Raw genomic sequence first — 16,970 nt, forward strand, 5'->3', positions numbered from 1 at the left:
GAAGAAATAAAAGAAAGTGAATGAAAAAGAGAAAATGAGTAAAGTAGAAGTTTATGTAACCTATAAAAAATCAATTTTGGACCCTCAAGGACAAGCCATCACAGCAGCAACACAAAAGCTAGGTTATGATGAGATAAAGGACATTCGTGTAGGAAAATATTTTGAGATTGAAGTCGATGCAACAGCTGAGGCAGCGGCCTCTAAAGTTGAGGAAATCGCAGAAAAACTTCTTGCTAACCCAAACATGGAAACTTACAAGGTTGAGGTGGTAGATTGATGAAATTTGCAGTTATTCAATTTCCAGGATCAAATTGTGATTTTGACCTCCTTTGGGCCATTCGTGATGTGATGCAAGCTGAAGCCGAATTTGTCTGGCATGAGGAAAATTCTCTTTCAGGCTTTGATGGTGTGTTGATTCCTGGAGGTTTCAGTTACGGGGATTACTTACGTTGCGGATCCATTGCTTCTTTTTCTAACATTATGCCAGAGATTAAGCGTTTAGCAGCAGAGGGAAAACCTGTCTTTGGCACCTGCAATGGATTTCAAATCCTTGTTGAGGCGGGACTTTTACCTGGAGCATTGATTCAAAATGACAGCTTAAAGTTTGTTTCAAAGTGGCAAAACTTAAAAGTAAATAACAATTCAAAATTTACAACTGTCTTTTCTGAAAATGAAGTGATTAGCTTGCCTATTGCTCATGGTGAAGGCAAGTATATTGCTGATGAACAAACTTTGTCAGATTTAAAAGAAAACGGCCAAATCGTTTTCACCTATGTAAATGGAAATCCTAATGGTTCAGCTTTAGATATTGCTGGAATCTGTAATAAAGAGGGCAATGTTTTAGGAATGATGCCGCATCCAGAACGCGCTGTAGAATCCCTATTGGGTGGAAATGATGGTCAAAAAATGTTTGCCAGTATCTTGAAAAATTTTGTAGAAAAAGGAGCGCTACAATGAGCGTTGAAATGAGTCCAGAACAAATCCAAACGTCAAAAATTTATCGTGAATGGGGCTTGACTGATGAAGAATACTCTAAAATTAAAAATGAGATTCTTGGTGGTCGCTTGCCTAACTTTACAGAAACAGGCATGTATGCCGTGATGTGGTCAGAGCATTGCTGCTATAAAAATTCAAAACCTGTCTTGAAAAAATTTCCAACAGAAGGCCCACACGTACTTATGGGACCAGGTGAAGGTGCAGGAGTCGTTGATATTGGTGATGATTGGGCTGTTGTTTTCAAAGCGGAATCGCACAATCACCCAAGCTATGTTGAACCCTATGAAGGAGCGGCAACAGGTTCTGGCGGGATTATTCGTGATATCTTTTCGATGGGTGCACGTCCAGTTGCTCTTTTAGATAGCCTTCGCTTTGGTCAGATTGACAATGCTAAAACACGTCACATTGTTGACCGCGTGACAGCTGGAATAGCAGGATATGGTAACTGTATCGGTATCCCTACGGTAGGTGGAGAAGTAGCTTTTGATGAATCTTATGCGGGAAATCCTTTAGTGAACGTGATGTGTGTGGGCTTGATTGAGCATAAGCACATCCAAAAAGGACAAGCCAAAGGTGTGGGCAACACAATCATGTATGTCGGTGCGAAAACAGGACGTGACGGCATTCATGGTGCTTCCTTTGCCTCTCAGGAGTTTGGTTCAGGTTCTGAAACACAACGTTCTGCCGTTCAAGTGGGCGATCCTTTTATGGAAAAACTTTTGTTAGAGGCTTGTCTCGAAGTGATTCATAATCATTCCGATATTCTTGTCGGCATTCAAGATATGGGTGCTGCTGGATTAGTTTCTTCAACTTCGGAAATGGCTTCGAAAGCTGGATCGGGTCTGAAACTTAATTTAGACTTAGTACCACAGCGTGAGACGAACATGACACCTTACGAAATGATGCTTTCAGAGTCGCAAGAGCGGATGGTACTTTGCATTAAAAAAGGACATGAAGATGAAATCGTTGAGCTCTTTAAAAAGTACGAACTTGATGCGGTAAATATCGGTGAAGTCACTGATGATGGGATGTACACATTGTTCCATCAAGGTGAAAAGGTTGCCGAAATTCCAGTAGACTCTTTAGCTGAGGATGCACCGGTTTATTATCGTGAAATGAAACAACCCGCACGTATTGCTGCATTTGAAAAAGCCGAAAAATTTATCCCGGAAATCGCAAACGCAACAGAGGTTCTCAAAGAACTCCTTAGTCAACCAACGATTGCGAGCAAGCGCAGTATTTATGAAACCTACGATAGCCGTGTAATGACCAATACAGTTGTTGCACCTGGATCTGATGCGGCAGTTATCCGCCTCCGTCATTCCAATAAAGCTTTAGCAATGACAACAGACTGTAATGCGCGCTATCTCTACCTTGACCCTGAGGTTGGTGGACAAATAGCAGTCGCAGAAGCAGCGCGTAACATCATCGCCTCAGGTGGGAAACCTTTAGCTATTACGGACTGCCTTAATTTTGGAAATCCAGAAAAACCAGAACAATTTTATGAGTTAAGCAAGGCATGCGATGGTATTTCGGAATCTTGTCGTGTGCTATCTACTCCAGTTATCTCGGGTAATGTTTCCCTTTATAACGAAACGAATGGTCAAGCAATTTTACCGACACCAATGATTGGGATGGTTGGATTGATTGAAGATGTGGCACAGATTACGACACAAGATTTTAAAGAAACAGGTGACTTAATTTATCTTATCGGTGATACTGGCGATGATTTCTCCGGTTCTGAAATTCAAAAAATGATGACAGGAGAGATTTCAGGTACGCTGAACTTTGATCTGCAAGCTGAAAAAGAAAATCAGGAACGCGTACTAAAAGCAATCCAAGCCGGTCTGATTCAGTCCGCGCATGATTTATCTGAAGGTGGCTTAGCTGTAGCTCTTGTCGAGTCGGCTTTTGCGAATAATAAAGGAATTTCGGTTCATTTTGATGGCAAAGTATCACAACTTTTCTCTGAAAGTCAAGGTCGCTTTATTCTCTCAGTTCGCCCAGAAGATGAAAAGAATTTTGAAGAACTGATGGCAGGGAAAGCAAGCAAGTTAGGGCATGTTACAGACAAGTCAGAAATTAAAATTTCAGCAAAAGATGGTGAAATTTCCCTATCTACTGAAGAAGCGAAAGCGATTTATGAAGGAGCGATTCCATGCCTTATGAAGTAAAGTCCTTGAACGAAGAATGTGGCGTTTTTGGCATCTGGGGACATCCTGAAGCTGCACAACTGACTTATTTTGGACTTCATGCCTTGCAACACAGAGGACAAGAAGGTGCCGGTATTCTGTCAAATAATGATGGGCAACTTCAGCGGCATCGTGATTTAGGCTTGGTAACAGAAGTTTTTCGTCACGAAAAAGATTTACAAAAATTATCAGGGAAGGCAGCCATGGGCCATGTACGCTACGCCACAGCAGGTTCAGCAGAATTAAACAATATTCAGCCTTTTCATTTTAAATTTCAAGACACACAGCTTGGTCTAGCCCATAACGGTAACTTGACCAATGCCGTATCGCTACGACGTGAGTTAGAAGCACAAGGTGCTATCTTTTCTTCAAGTTCAGACACCGAAATTTTGGCGCATCTGATTCGCCGCAGCCATCATCCTGAATTTATGGGAAAAGTAAAGGAAGCCTTGAATACTGTTAAAGGTGGCTTTGCTTATCTCTTGATGACAGAAGATTCGATGATTGCAGCTCTTGATTCTAATGGCTTCCGTCCTTTATCTATTGGGAAAATGGCGAACGGTGCGCTCGTTGTAGCCAGTGAAACCTGTGCTTTTGATGTTATTGGTGCAGAGTTTGTCCAGGAAGTCAAACCCGGTCAGATTATCCAAATTAATGATCAAGGCTTGCATGTTGAGCAGTTTACAGATAAGACCAATACACAAATTTGTTCAATGGAGTATATTTACTTTGCACGTCCGGACAGTGTTATTGCAGGTGTCAATGTTCATACCGCACGTAAACAATCAGGGCGTATCTTAGCACGTGAGGCACAGGTAGATGCAGATATTGTTATTGGTGTGCCAAATTCGTCACTCTCAGCAGCATCCGGATATGCAGAAGAATCTGGATTACCTTACGAAATGGGCTTGATTAAAAATCAATATGTGGCGCGTACATTTATTCAGCCTACGCAAGAATTAAGAGAACAAGGTGTACGGATGAAGCTCTCGGCTGTTTCCAGTGTAGTCGAAGGTAAAAAGGTTATCATGGTGGACGATTCTATTGTACGTGGAACGACAAGCAGACGAATTGTGCGTTTACTTAAAGATGCCGGCGCTGCTGAAGTTCACGTTGTAATTGCGAGCCCACCGCTTGCTTATCCATGCTTTTATGGTATCGATATTCAAAAGCGAGAAGAATTGATTGCAGCGGAACACTCAGTCGATGAAATTTGCCAAATCATTGGAGCAGATAGTCTTACTTTTTTAAGCCAAGAAGGATTAGTTGAGGCTATCGGACATGATAATCTGTGTCTGTCTTACTTTGACGGTATATATCCGACGCCACTTTACGATTACGAAGAAAATTACCTGAAATCTTTAGGAGGAAAAAATGTCTAAAAATGCTTATGCAAAGGCAGGAGTTGATGTTGAAGCGGGTTACCAAGTGGTTGATCGCATAAAAAAACACGCCGAAAAAACGAAAAGGCTGGGAGTTCTTGGAGGACTTGGAGGATTTGGAGCGGCATTTGATCTTTCGAAACTTGATGTTAAGGAACCAGTGCTTATTTCTGGAACAGACGGAGTGGGTACAAAGCTGATGCTGGCTATTGAAGCAGACAAACATGACACGATTGGAATTGATTGTGTGGCCATGTGTGTTAATGATATCGTTGCAGCTGGAGCAGAACCACTCTACTTTCTTGACTATATCGCTACCGGGAGAAACCTTCCGGAAAAGCTCGAAAAAGTGGTTGCAGGTGTTGTCCAAGGATGTTTGCAGTCAGGTGCAGCCTTGATTGGCGGTGAAACAGCAGAAATGCCAGATATGTATGGTACAGATGATTATGACCTTGCAGGTTTTGCTGTCGGTATTGCCGAAAAGTCAGCCCTAATCGATGGCTCCAAGAATGTTGAGGCAGGTGATATCTTATTAGGGCTTCCTTCCTCCGGCATTCATTCGAACGGTTACTCGCTCGTCCGGAAAATCTTTAAAGATTTTGATAAACAAGAAATTCTTCCTGAGCTGGAACGCCCCCTTGGAGAAGAGTTACTTGAACCCACTCATATCTACGTCCAAGAGCTCTTACCGCTCATAAAGGACAATATGATTAAAGGAATATCGCACATTACAGGAGGCGGTTTTTATGAAAATCTTCCGCGAATGTTTAGTGATCAATTAACTGCTGAAATTATAGAAGATAGCTGGGAGATTTTGCCTATTTTCAAAGCTTTGGAGAAATACGGTCAAGTTCCTCATGACGAAATGTTCCAGATTTTCAATATGGGAATTGGCATGGTCCTCGCTGTTGCTCCAGAACAGGCTGAAGAAGTGAAGCAAAGAGTAAAATGCTACGAAATTGGAAAAATTACGCCTCGTGTGAAACAAGCGGTAATTATAAAATGAGGATTGCCGTTTTTGCCTCAGGATCAGGATCCAACTTTGAAGCTCTTGCTCAAGCTTTTCCCGCTGAAGTTCAGCTCTTATTCTCGGATAAGATTGAGGCTTATGCTCTACAAAGAGCACAGCAGCTCAAGATAGCTGCTGTCAGCTTTACCTTAAAATCTTTTGCTGATAAGCAAAGTTATGAAGAAGCCTTAGTTGCTTTGCTCCGTGAACATCAGATTGATTTGATTTGTCTTGCAGGTTATATGAAAATTGTTGGTCCTACTCTTTTGCAAGCTTATGAAGGTCGGATCATTAATATTCATCCATCATATCTGCCAGCTTTTGCGGGTTCAGCTCATGCTTTAGACGAATCCTGGCAAGCTCAAGAAGGCTTGGGAATCACAGTGCATTGGGTGGATTCTGGAGTCGATACAGGAGAAATTTTAGCCCAGCAGCAGCTTGATTATTACCCAGAACTCGCCGAATATGAAAAAAAGCTCCATCAAATAGAGCATGAATTGTATATAAAAGTAGTAGAAGAGCTTATCAAAAAATAGTAAAAGCTATTATAAACTTAAAAATAGAAAAGGAATAAAAATGACTAAACGTGCGCTTATCAGTGTGTCGGATAAAAATGGAATTGTTGAATTGGCTGAGTCTTTAAGTAAACTCGGTTTTGAAATTATCTCAACTGGCGGAACTAAAAAAGCTTTGGATGAAGCAGGAATTGCAACCTTAGCGATTGAAGAAGTGACGCAGTTTCCGGAAATGATGGATGGACGTGTGAAAACATTACATCCAATGATTCATGGTGGACTTTTGGCACGACGTGATTTGGACAGCCATCTAGCTGCCTTAGAAGAGCACAATATTACACCCATTGACTTGGTTGTTGTCAATCTTTATCCTTTCAAAGAGACACTCTTGTCAGGAGCTGATCATCAAACAATTGTCGAGAATATTGATATTGGTGGTCCTTCAATGTTACGTTCTGCAGCAAAAAATCATGCAGACGTTACTGTTCTTGTTGATCCAAGTGACTATGCTATGGTTCTCGAAGAATTCGAAAAAGCTGGTGAAACAAGCTTAGGACTTCGTCAACGTTTGGCTGCCAAAGTTTTTCGACATACTGCTGCTTATGATGCGCTCATTGCACAATATTTAACAGAAAAATTTTCTGCTCCGGAGGAGAAACCTGAAAAGCTGACATTGACCTATGATTTAAAACAAGGGATGCGTTATGGTGAAAATCCACAACAAGATGCAGATTTTTATGAAAATGCCCTTCCAACTGCTTATTCGATTGGGCAAAGTGTGCAATTACACGGTAAAGAATTATCTTACAACAATGTGCGTGATGCAGATGCAGCCTTGCAAATTGCGCGTGATTTTACGGAGCAACCAACTGTTGTGGCGCTTAAGCACATGAATCCTTGCGGCATTGGTCAAGGGGGGACGATTGGGCAAGCTTGGGATTACGCTTATGAAGCAGATCCTGTTTCAATCTTCGGAGGTATTGTCGTTTTAAATCGTCCAGTTGACCCAAAAACAGCTGAGAAAATGAGCAAAATCTTTTTAGAAATCATTATTGCACCGGCATTTTCTGATGAAGCACTAACAATTTTAACGAAAAAGAAAAATATTCGTTTGCTTACGCTTGATTTTGAACAAATTGGTGCATCAGAAAAAGAAGCGATGATTACAGGTGTGCTTGGAGGTGTCTTAGTACAGGAGCAAGATGTTGTTGCAGAACAAGAAGAAAGTTGGACAGTAGCAACGCAAGCTCAACCAGATACAAAACAATGGGAAGCGCTAAAATTTGCATGGAAAGCGGTCAAATATGTGAAGTCTAACGGTATCATTGTCACAAATGAACATCAAACACTTGGGGTTGGGCCAGGTCAAACCAACCGTGTAGCTTCAGTGAAAATAGCAATTGAAGCAGCGCAGGAAAAAGATCTAGATAATGCTGTGCTTGCCTCTGATGCTTTCTTCCCCTTTGCAGATAATATTGATGAGATTGCCAAATCTGGCATCAAAGCGATTGTCCAACCAGGTGGTTCCGTTCGCGATCAAGAAGTCATTGAAGCCTGTGACAAGTATGGCATCACAATGGTCTTTACAGACGTGAGACATTTCCGTCACTAATAAAAAAAGCTAGACGAGAGTTTAGCTTTTTTTATTAGTGTTTCTGCCGTCTAGAAAATTCCGTAAAGCGAAACTTATCAACTTGATGTCGGCTTTCGGTGTACTGGAAAACATTATTATTGGCGAGATAAACATGACTGCGCACACTCACGACATGGCGGTCTTTTGGGTTTAAATCCAAGTAAGTTTTGTCTTCATCGTTGGCGAAGTCAATCGTGATTTCTTTTTGAGCATATGAAATGTCGAGGTTAACTTGGTCTTCAAGGTAGGAATAAAGAGAAGACTTTACTTTTTCTCTTGTCATATTGGGTGCTGTAGAAGCTAAGATGTAGTCACGATCTAGGATAACAAACTGCTCATCAATATTTCGTCGACGGAGGATGTGAAAGGCCTGAGTACCTTCTTCAAAAAAAGAAAGTTCTGAGAGTTCTTTATCTACAGTTATTTTTTCAAAAATTAATATTTCGGTAGTTGAGCTGAAGTTTAAAGAGTCTTTGAGCTCTTTGAAAGAAGTTAAACCTGAAATGGGGAACATCAATCTCTCCCTTGGAATAACAATGGAGCCAAAGCCATGACGGCGTTGAATAATCCCGTTTTCTTCCAAGATTTTTAGTGCTTGTCGTACCGTTGCGCGGCTAGTTTGATAGAGCACTGTAAGCTGGTTTTCACTGGGCAGGAGCTCATTTTCGGGATATCTTCCATCATGGATTTTTTTTTCCAAATCCCGAAGAATAATTTCGTACTTTTTCATAATCTAAGTGTAACAAAAAAGCACTTTAAGTTAAAGTAAAAATATAACCGCTTGCAAAACCGCTTTCATTTTGCTATTATAAACTTGTACGTACAAGTTGTGATTTATTTTTATTAAAGGAGAATAAAAGTGTTTGGTTTTGGAAAGAAAAAAATTGTGAGTGAAGATAAAAATCTTTATGCACCTTTAGCAGGTACAGTTATTGGCTTGGAAAAGGTTTCCGACCCTGTATTTGCCAAAAAAGTTATGGGGGATGGTTATGCTATTGAACCTACAAGTACTGAAATTGTCAGTCCAGTAGCAGGAGAAGTCAGTCTAGTACAAGGACATGCTATCGGCTTCAAGCGTGTAGATGGCTTAGAAGTATTGCTTCATTTAGGGATTGATACAGTAAGTTTAAATGGACAACCTTTTCAGATTAAGGTTAAGGTAGGCGATATAGTCGACGGCGGTGATGCTCTGGGACAGGTCAATTGGAAAGAAGTGGAAGCAGCGGGTCTACCACTTACGAGTATGATTTTAATTACAAATACAAATGAAATGCTCAATAGTCTTACCGTTAAAAAAGGAAGTGCTCAAGCAGGTGATATGTTGGGTCAAGCAACTGCAAAATAAAAAGGAGAAAACATGGCAGATTACAAAAAATTAGCAACAGAAATCATTGCTGCTGTTGGCGGTGAAGAAAATATCACAAAGGTAATTCACTGTATTACACGCTTACGTTTTTATTTAGTCGACAAAGAAAAAGCAGATAATGAAAAGCTTGAAGCAATGGATGGTGTTGCCGGTGTTGTCTACAATGCAAATCTGGGGCAGTACCAAGTAGTTATCGGTCAAGCCGTTGAGGATGTCTATGACGAAATTGTTGCCCAGTTGGGGAGTCGTGTAGTGGATGGTGAAAGTAGTGAAAATGTCGAGGAAACAAAAGTTTCTAAAAATCCAATCATTCGTGCTTTTCAAGTTGTAGTTGGAACAATTACGGGGTCAATGATGCCGATTATTGGTTTATTAGCTGCTGGTGGTATGATTAATGGGATTCTTAACATGTTTGTTAAAGGAAACCATATTTTTGAACTTATTAGTCCGACAGATCCAACCTATATTATTATTTCAACAATGGCGATGGCACCATTCTACTTTCTTCCTGTCTTGGTCGGCTATGCTGCTGCTAAACAGTTAGGTTCAGACCCATTTGTCGTGGCTGCAGTTGGTGGATTTATGATTCACCCTGCTTTACAAGGCTTAGTTGCAGCACCTAATGTTATTGAGAAAGGAGAGATTGTAGCTGGAAAAGCACCAGTCGTCATGGAATTATTTGGCGTAACTTTTAATACAAGTTATTTTAATATTCCTGTTAGCTTGCCAAATTATGCTTATACTATTTTCCCGATTATTGTAGCAGCTTGGATGGCTAAACCAATCGGTGCTTGGCTTAAGAAACACATGCCTTTAGCGCTTCGTTCGATTTTTGTACCGATGATTACTTTCTTTGTTGTGGCTTCATTAGTACTCTTGTTGGTAGGACCCGTAATTAGTATTGTTTCCTCTGCGCTTGCTTCAGTCATTACAGGATTGATTAATCTTAATCTCACAATAGCAGGAGCAATTATTGGTGGACTTTACCAAGTTCTAGTTATCTTTGGTCTCCATTGGTTGGTTATTCCTATCTTGACGCAACAAATCGTAACAACAGGAGAATCAAACATTAATATGATTGTTTCCTTTACAATGTTGGCACAAGGTGCAGGTGCTCTAGCTGTCTTTCTTAAAACACGCCAACAAAGTCTTAAAGGGTTAGCTTTACCAGCAGCGATTTCGGCTTTTTGTGGGGTAACTGAGCCAGCCATGTATGGGATTAACTTGAAATATATTCGTGTTTTCATTATGAGTTCGATTGGTGCAGCTGCAGGCGCTGCGGTTGCTGGCTTATTTGATCTGCATATGTATGGCTTCTCAGGCTCACTTATTGGTTTCCCTAACTTTGCTGCAACAACAAATCCTTTGACTCATGCTGCAGGTAACCCTAACAACTTTATCTACTTTTGGATTGCGACAGCTGTTTGTATTGTTGTATCCATGACATTGGTATGGTTCTTTGGTTTCAAAGATTCAGATACAATGGGAACAGGACTTGAAAAGAAAAACGTCTTTAAATCAGCCGTAAATAAATAAGAAACAAAAGGAAAAAACTATGACATTGAGCGAAAAAGTCATCTATCAAATTTACCCTAAATCATTCTTCGACACTACGGGAAATGGTATTGGGGACCTCAGAGGAGTAACGGAAAAATTACCTTATTTGGCGGAATTAGGAATCGATATGATTTGGCTTAATCCTTTTTATCCCAGCCCGCAAAGAGATAATGGTTATGATATTTCTGACTATACTAATATAGATCCAGTATTTGGTGATTTTAAAGATTTTGATCAAATGGTAGCGCGTGGTAAAGAGTTAGGTATTGAATTTATGCTGGATATGGTTTTGAATCATGTTTCAACAGAACATGAATGGTTTAAAAAAGCACTTGCCGGTGATAAATATTACCAAGATTTCTTCATTATTAGAGATGAGCCTACGGATTGGATGTCAAAATTTGGCGGCAATGCTTGGGCACCATTTGGCGACACTGGTAAATATTATCTTCATCTTTATGATATTTCTCAAGCCGACTTAAATTGGCGTAATCCCAATGTACGCAAAGAACTGTTTGAAGTTGTCAATTTTTGGCGCGATAAAGGTATATCAGGCTTTCGTTTCGACGTGATTAACGTTATTGGAAAAGATGAAATACTTAAAAATAATCCAGAATTTGATGGGAAATTTGAGTATACTGATAAACCAATCACTCATGAATATCTGAAAATGCTCAATGCGGCTACTTTTGGCCAAGACGAATATGCTATAACTGTGGGAGAAATGAGCTCAACGTCAATCGAAAACAGTATTCTCTATACACAACCAGAGCGAAGAGAACTTAGTATGGTTTTTAATTTCCACCATCTAAAAACAGATTACAAAGATGGTGATAAATGGACCAAAGTTCCCTTTGATTTTCAAGCGCTCAAAGAGCTTTTCCATGAATGGGGCGAAAAAATGTCACAAGGTGGCGGCTGGAATGCTACATTTTGGAATAATCATGATCAACCTCGAGCGCTCAATCGTTTTGTGGATGTGAAAAATTTCCGTATAAAAGGAGCGACGATGTTGGCTGCTGCGATTCATCTCAGCCGTGGTACACCTTTTATTTATATGGGTGAAGAAATTGGTATGATTGATCCTGATTATGATTCTGTCACCGATTACCAAGATTTAGAAGCTCTGAATGCTTACGAAAGACTTTTGAAACAAGGAAAAACAGAATCCGAAGCATTTGAAATAATCAGCAGTAAATCACGTGATAATTCAAGAACACCGATGCAATGGGACGATAGTACAAATGCGGGCTTTAGTAAAGGAGAGCCGTGGCTGAAGCTGGGCAAACATACCGACGTTAACCTGAAAAGAGATAAAAACGGAGAAATCTATAATTTCTATAAAGAAATGATTCGTTTACGAAAAACGGAAAAAATTATTTCTGAGGGAGATTATAAAGCTGCACTTAAAGATTCAGAGCACATTTATGCTTTTGTGCGTGAATACGAAGGTCAACGTTTACTTGTGTTGAATAACTTTGCCAATCACAGTGTGAACTTTAGCTTACCACAAGGGTTTGAAGATGTCGAAGTCTTTGTAAATAACTATGACTCATACAAGTCTGAAACACTGGCGCCTTATCAGTCAGTTGCTTTATTAGCCAAATAGTGCTAGCCATAAAAGTCTCTTTTGTTGAAAAAAAACGATGAAATCGTTAAACTAGAGCTATCATAAATTTTTAGAAAGAGATGAAAATGACTGTATTACTTTTTGACATAGACAACACACTTCTTGATTTTGATAAGGCAGAGTACACGGCTTTAGGTAAAATTTTTGAGCAATACGATATTGAAGATACAAAAGAAAACAGAGCTATCTACTCGCGTGAAAATAAGGCACTTTGGCGAAGTCACGAGGCAGGAGAAATCAGTCGTGAAGAACTTCTTTCTACACGTTTTGCTAATGCTTTTAGAGCTTTGGGAGTTAAAGAAGTTTACGATGCTTCGGCTGTTGATGCAGCGTACCAACTTCACTTGGCTCAAGGTCATGAATTGATGGACCATGCTATGGAACTTTTGGATCGCTTAGCGCAAGAAGCTACAGAAATGTACATTGTTAGTAATGGTACATCAAAAGTTTCTCGTCCACGAATTTTAGAGTCTGGTATTGCCGGATATTTCAAAGAAATATTTATCAGTGAAGAAATTGGAAAACACAAGCCATCAAAAGAATTCTTTGATTATGTATTTGAACATATCGATCATGCTGCGGATAAAGATTTTGCGATTGTTGGTGATACCTTGGCTACGGATATCCTAGGCGGAAAAAATGCAGGTATTAAAACAATTTGGTATAATCCTAAACACTTAGAGGCGAAAAAAGATTTAACACCAGATTGTGTTATCGAAGATTTATTAGAAATACCTTCTCTACCTGTCCTCGCTTGATAATTCCGAACAATGGAATAAGAATATATTTAGAAAAGCCCCCTGGGGCTTTTTCTTTTTCTCTAAATATCTTAAGATAGAAGTGAGAAGAAAGTGAGGAAATATGAGGGTTTTAGTTGTTGGCTCAGGTGGGCGTGAACATGCACTTGCACGAAAATTTGCAAAAAGTGAAAAAGTAGAGAAAGTTTTTATTTGCCCAGGAAATGTGGGTATGGCGGAGGAAAAGCTGGAAAATGTAGCTATTTCCGAACTTGAAAATCATCTATTGGTAGACTTTGCGAAGAAGAAAAAAGTAGACTTGACTTTTGTTGGTCCAGAAACAGCATTGATGAACGGCATTGTGGATGCTTTCTTAGACGAAGGGTTGCTTATATTTGGACCGAGAGTTGAAGCTGCTCAAATCGAAGGCAGTAAAACTTTTGCTAAGTCAATAATGAAAAAATACGGCGTACCCACAGCAGACTACGAGAGTTTTACGGATCTCGGAAAGGCTCTAAATTACGTTGAGACAAAAGGTGCACCTATTGTTATCAAGGCAGATGGCTTAGCTGCAGGAAAAGGCGTCACAGTTGCCATGGATTTAGAAGCAGCAAAAGCTGCTTTAGAAGATATTTTCCAGACAAAAGCAGCAAAAGTTGTGGTAGAAGAATATCTTGATGGCGAAGAGTTTTCACTTTTTAGCTTAGTACATGATGGAAAGATATACCCGTTACCTATTGCGCAAGATCATAAACGTGCCTTTGATGGCGATCGAGGGCCAAATACAGGGGGGATGGGTGCTTATGCACCTGTACCTCATATTCCAGAAGCTGTAGTACAAGAAGCCATAGAAAAAATTGTTCAGCCAACTGTGGCTGGGTTAGAAGCGGAGAATAAGCCTTTTACGGGTATTCTTTATGCCGGATTAATATTGACATCCGAAGGTGTAAAAACGATTGAATTTAATGCTCGCTTTGGTGACCCAGAAACGCAAGTGGTTTTAGAAACTATTACAAGTGATTTTTTTGAAAATATACTGGATATCTTACAAGGACGAGAGCCAAACTTGACCTGTAATACTGAAGAAGTTACCTTAGGTGTAGTTGTAGCAAATCAGGGATATCCTGATGCCTCAACAGAGAGTGTTGTTCTACCAGAACTACATGATTTAAACTGTTATTATGCTGGTGTCATAAGAAAAGAGGGTCAGCTTCTTTCAAAGGGGGGACGTATATACATGGTCACTGAAACCGGAAAAGAGATAAAAAGTATTCAAAAATCACTTTACGAGAAATTAGATAAATTAGACAATACAGGGATGTTTTATCGTAAAGACATTGGAAATAAAGGAGTATAAAAATGGCAGATGTTGCAGTAATTATGGGATCACTTTCCGACTGGGAGACAATGAAACAAGCAGCTCATATTTTGGAGGAGTTCGGTATCGATTTTGATAAAAAGGTCGTCTCCGCTCACCGAACACCAGAAATCATGATGAATTTTGCGAAAAATGCGGAGCAACAAAGATATAAGCTCATAATTGCTGGCGCAGGAGGTGCGGCACATTTGCCTGGAATGGTTGCTGCAATGACACTGCTTCCTGTTATTGGTGTGCCTATTCAGTCACGTGCCCTATCTGGCTTAGACAGCCTTTACTCCATCGTCCAGATGCCAGGTGGAGTTCCTGTTGCTAGTATGGCTATAGGCACTTCAGGAGCCAAAAATGCAGCTCTCTATGCTATTCAGATTTTGGCACTTGCTGATAAAAACTTAGCGGAGAAATTGAAAAAATATAGAAAAGAAGCAGCCGATATATCCGTCTCTTCAACTAAAGAATTGTTGTAAACTTTTAATTTAAAAACGAGCGTAATATTTGTAAAAATATTTTGATTTTAGTAAACAAAAATCCGGATAATATACGGATTTATTTTTTAAACTATCCGAAAAAATAGGGGGAAATAAAGAAAAATGGCCTATAATAAAAATATGCAACATAAGAAAAAAACAATTGGAATTATTGGTGGGGGACAGTTAGGACAAATGATGGCTATCTCTGCACAATATATGGGCCATAAAGTGATTACACTTGACCCCAATCCGAACTGTTCTGCAGCAAAGTGTTCGGATGAGCTGATCATTGCGGAATATGCTGATGTGGATGCGCTTCTTAAGCTAGCTTATGCTTGTGACCTGATAACCTACGAGTTTGAAAATGTATCGGCCAGTGCTTTGCATCAGCTTGATGCCTGTGTCGCTATTCCGCAAGGTATTCGATTATTAGAAATCACGCAAAATCGTCGGTTAGAAAAAGAGTTCTTAGAACAATGTGGCGTGAAAATAGCCCCGTGGAAACTTGTAGAAAATGTTCAAGACCTTCCAGAGCAGGTAACAAAAAAACAAGTATTGAAAACAACAATGGGCGGCTATGATGGACATGGTCAAGTTGTTTTGAAATCTGAGGAGGATTTGAAAGAGGCGATGAAGTTAGCAGATGGTGCGGAGTGTGTACTAGAGGACTTTGTTGATTTTGATTGCGAGATTTCTTTAATTGTCAGTGGAAATGGTAAGGATTTTGTAACCTTCCCGCTTTGCCAAAATGAACATATTAATAATATTCTACACCGTACCATTGCTCCTGCTCCCGTACCTCTTGAGGTCAGCGAAAAGGCTAAAGGTTTGGCGCTGGCGATAGCTAAAGAGCTCCAGCTTTCAGGGACACTTTGTGTAGAAATGTTTCTGACAGCAGCGGGCGAGATTTATGTAAATGAACTTGCCCCACGTCCCCATAACTCGGGACACTATACAATAGAGGCTTGTGATTTTTCACAGTTTGACTTACATATCAAGGGAATTCTCGGCGAGGAATTGCCGCAACCTCGCCTATTGAAAAAAGCCATTATGCTCAATATTCTGGGACAAGATGTTCCCCAAATGGAGCAATTGGCTCAGGAAAGGCCAGAGTGGCATATTCATGATTATGGGAAGTTGGAAGCGAAGAACGATAGAAAAATGGGGCATGTAACCATATTGACAGATGACTTTTCAAAAAGTCTGAAAGAAATATCCCGTTTAAAAATATGGGAATGATTTACAGGAAGGAAGAAGAGGATGCACACGATCAGGTTGTCGATGGAAAGTCGAAAAACAATTTTTCGAATCGAAACGCTGAGTGAAGAAATAAATCCCGAATGGACAGTTGTGTTTCAAAATACCTTCAAAGATAAACTGGTGAACTACTTGGAAGAGTATGAAAAGACTAAGCATTGTCTTTTGTTTCAAGGTAATACAACTTTCTGGTTGCAACACTCGGCAATGCAAGCCAGTTTATTCCTGCCACTGGCGTCAAATGATGAAAAAATTAGGGATATCATTGTTCGTTTATTAAGGCTACATTTTGAGTTCATCAATACAAATTCTTCTTCTTTAAATTCACAGAACAATTCTTTAAGCTATTTCGAACTTTATCATTTGGCATATACTTTGCAATTGGCTTATATCTTTTATTTGCGAACCGAGGAAATTTGTCAGTTTAGCTTATTATTCAGTTCAGCTTCAGCTCGCGTTTTAAATGTATGGGAGGAAGGTGCGATACGCTCAAACTTAACTGGTGTGATGGGGAAGGATTTGTGCATTGAGTCAGCTACACACTTAGAAGAAATCTTTAGCAATATTACGAGACACGCTGACTTAGGAAACCAAGCTTCTAAGGTTATTGCACTTTTGAAAAAAACGAATAGTATCCCAATATCAAAAGAGCAAGAATTTTTTCAAAGAGGTATGAAGACAATATCTTCTTATAAAAAAGAAGAAATACTTAACGGCCTGCTAAAAAAGATAAAACAAGAACAAGTAACAGGAAGCCTAACGGAACTGTACTTTTGTCAGCTCCTCTTAAATTATTTTAAAATCTAGAAGGTGTATCCCAAGGGATACATTTTTTAATGCAAGTTGCT

16 protein-coding genes are annotated in these 16,970 nt (G+C 39.8%); 15 read left to right on the forward strand and 1 reads right to left on the reverse strand.

Translation table 11 applies throughout. The features are described 5' to 3' along the window. Nucleotides 1–34 precede the first annotated feature (34 nt). The 7 genes from purS to purH are packed head-to-tail and all read left to right on the forward strand — an operon-like array spanning nucleotide 35 to nucleotide 7,706. Nucleotides 35–277: a phosphoribosylformylglycinamidine synthase subunit PurS gene (gene purS / locus KJS37_RS05020; RefSeq protein ID WP_096369356.1), complete on the forward strand. Its 243-nt coding sequence runs from the start codon at nucleotides 35–37 to the stop codon at nucleotides 275–277. Then, nucleotides 277–957, forward strand: coding sequence for a phosphoribosylformylglycinamidine synthase subunit PurQ (gene purQ, locus KJS37_RS05025; RefSeq protein ID WP_213496154.1), 681 nt, complete (start codon nucleotides 277–279; stop codon nucleotides 955–957). The genes purS and purQ overlap by 1 nt, the downstream gene beginning before the upstream one ends. Next, complete coding sequence (gene purL, locus KJS37_RS05030; RefSeq protein WP_213496156.1) at nucleotides 954–3,170, forward strand: phosphoribosylformylglycinamidine synthase subunit PurL; 2,217 nt, start codon at nucleotides 954–956, stop codon at nucleotides 3,168–3,170. Before purQ ends, purL begins: the two co-directional genes overlap by 4 nt. Further along, entirely contained in the window at nucleotides 3,155–4,570 is a 1,416-nt protein-coding gene (purF, locus tag KJS37_RS05035; RefSeq protein WP_213496158.1) for an amidophosphoribosyltransferase, read from the forward strand. The genes purL and purF overlap by 16 nt, the downstream gene beginning before the upstream one ends. Further along, nucleotides 4,563–5,576, forward strand: coding sequence for a phosphoribosylformylglycinamidine cyclo-ligase (gene purM, locus KJS37_RS05040; protein WP_213481947.1), 1,014 nt, complete (start codon nucleotides 4,563–4,565; stop codon nucleotides 5,574–5,576). Before purF ends, purM begins: the two co-directional genes overlap by 8 nt. After that, nucleotides 5,573–6,115 carry a phosphoribosylglycinamide formyltransferase gene (gene purN, locus KJS37_RS05045; RefSeq protein WP_165713876.1) on the forward strand — a complete coding sequence of 181 codons (543 nt, stop codon included), beginning with the start codon at nucleotides 5,573–5,575 and terminating at the stop codon, nucleotides 6,113–6,115. The genes purM and purN overlap by 4 nt, the downstream gene beginning before the upstream one ends. Before the next feature lie 40 nt (nucleotides 6,116–6,155). Continuing rightward, a complete protein-coding gene (gene purH, locus KJS37_RS05050; RefSeq protein ID WP_213496160.1) occupies nucleotides 6,156–7,706 on the forward strand; it encodes a bifunctional phosphoribosylaminoimidazolecarboxamide formyltransferase/IMP cyclohydrolase in 1,551 nt (516 codons plus the stop codon). Between the two features lie 34 nt (nucleotides 7,707–7,740). On the opposite strand, the gene treR is transcribed toward purH, so the two are convergent. Further along, on the reverse strand, nucleotides 7,741–8,457 hold the full coding sequence (gene treR / locus KJS37_RS05055; protein WP_213496162.1) for a trehalose operon repressor: 717 nt from the start codon (nucleotides 8,455–8,457) through the stop codon (nucleotides 7,741–7,743). A gap of 129 nt (nucleotides 8,458–8,586) precedes the next feature. Between treR and KJS37_RS05060 the strand changes: the two genes are divergently transcribed. The 8 genes from KJS37_RS05060 (at nucleotide 8,587) to KJS37_RS05095 (ending at nucleotide 16,929) form a co-directional block, all read left to right on the forward strand. Beyond that, on the forward strand, nucleotides 8,587–9,072 hold the full coding sequence (locus tag KJS37_RS05060; RefSeq protein ID WP_165714596.1) for a PTS sugar transporter subunit IIA: 486 nt from the start codon (nucleotides 8,587–8,589) through the stop codon (nucleotides 9,070–9,072). Nucleotides 9,073–9,084: 12 nt separating this feature from the next. Continuing rightward, nucleotides 9,085–10,629 (forward strand): PTS transporter subunit EIIC, encoded by a 1,545-nt coding sequence (locus KJS37_RS05065; protein WP_165711471.1) that lies wholly within the window; start codon nucleotides 9,085–9,087, stop codon nucleotides 10,627–10,629. 19 nt (nucleotides 10,630–10,648) lie between these two features. Beyond that, the gene (gene treC, locus KJS37_RS05070; protein ID WP_213496164.1) at nucleotides 10,649–12,259 is read left to right on the forward strand and encodes an alpha,alpha-phosphotrehalase; all 1,611 of its coding nucleotides are present in this window, start codon (nucleotides 10,649–10,651) and stop codon (nucleotides 12,257–12,259) included. A gap of 86 nt (nucleotides 12,260–12,345) precedes the next feature. Beyond that, nucleotides 12,346–13,038, forward strand: a complete 693-nt coding sequence (locus tag KJS37_RS05075) for a YjjG family noncanonical pyrimidine nucleotidase (protein WP_213496166.1) — start codon at nucleotides 12,346–12,348, stop codon at nucleotides 13,036–13,038. 103 nt (nucleotides 13,039–13,141) lie between these two features. Continuing rightward, nucleotides 13,142–14,374, forward strand: coding sequence for a phosphoribosylamine--glycine ligase (gene purD, locus KJS37_RS05080; RefSeq protein ID WP_213496167.1), 1,233 nt, complete (start codon nucleotides 13,142–13,144; stop codon nucleotides 14,372–14,374). A 2-nt stretch (nucleotides 14,375–14,376) separates the two neighbouring features. Continuing rightward, the gene (gene purE, locus KJS37_RS05085) at nucleotides 14,377–14,862 is read left to right on the forward strand and encodes a 5-(carboxyamino)imidazole ribonucleotide mutase (RefSeq protein WP_213496168.1); all 486 of its coding nucleotides are present in this window, start codon (nucleotides 14,377–14,379) and stop codon (nucleotides 14,860–14,862) included. Between the two features lie 123 nt (nucleotides 14,863–14,985). Beyond that, complete coding sequence (gene purK / locus KJS37_RS05090) at nucleotides 14,986–16,104, forward strand: 5-(carboxyamino)imidazole ribonucleotide synthase (RefSeq protein ID WP_213496169.1); 1,119 nt, start codon at nucleotides 14,986–14,988, stop codon at nucleotides 16,102–16,104. A 42-nt stretch (nucleotides 16,105–16,146) separates the two neighbouring features. After that, entirely contained in the window at nucleotides 16,147–16,929 is a 783-nt protein-coding gene (locus tag KJS37_RS05095; RefSeq protein ID WP_213496170.1) for a glycoside hydrolase family 125 protein, read from the forward strand. Nucleotides 16,930–16,970 lie beyond the last annotated feature (41 nt).

This window comes from Lactococcus formosensis (assembly GCF_018403745.1).
Taxonomy (GTDB): Bacteria; Bacillota; Bacilli; order Lactobacillales; family Streptococcaceae; genus Lactococcus; species Lactococcus formosensis.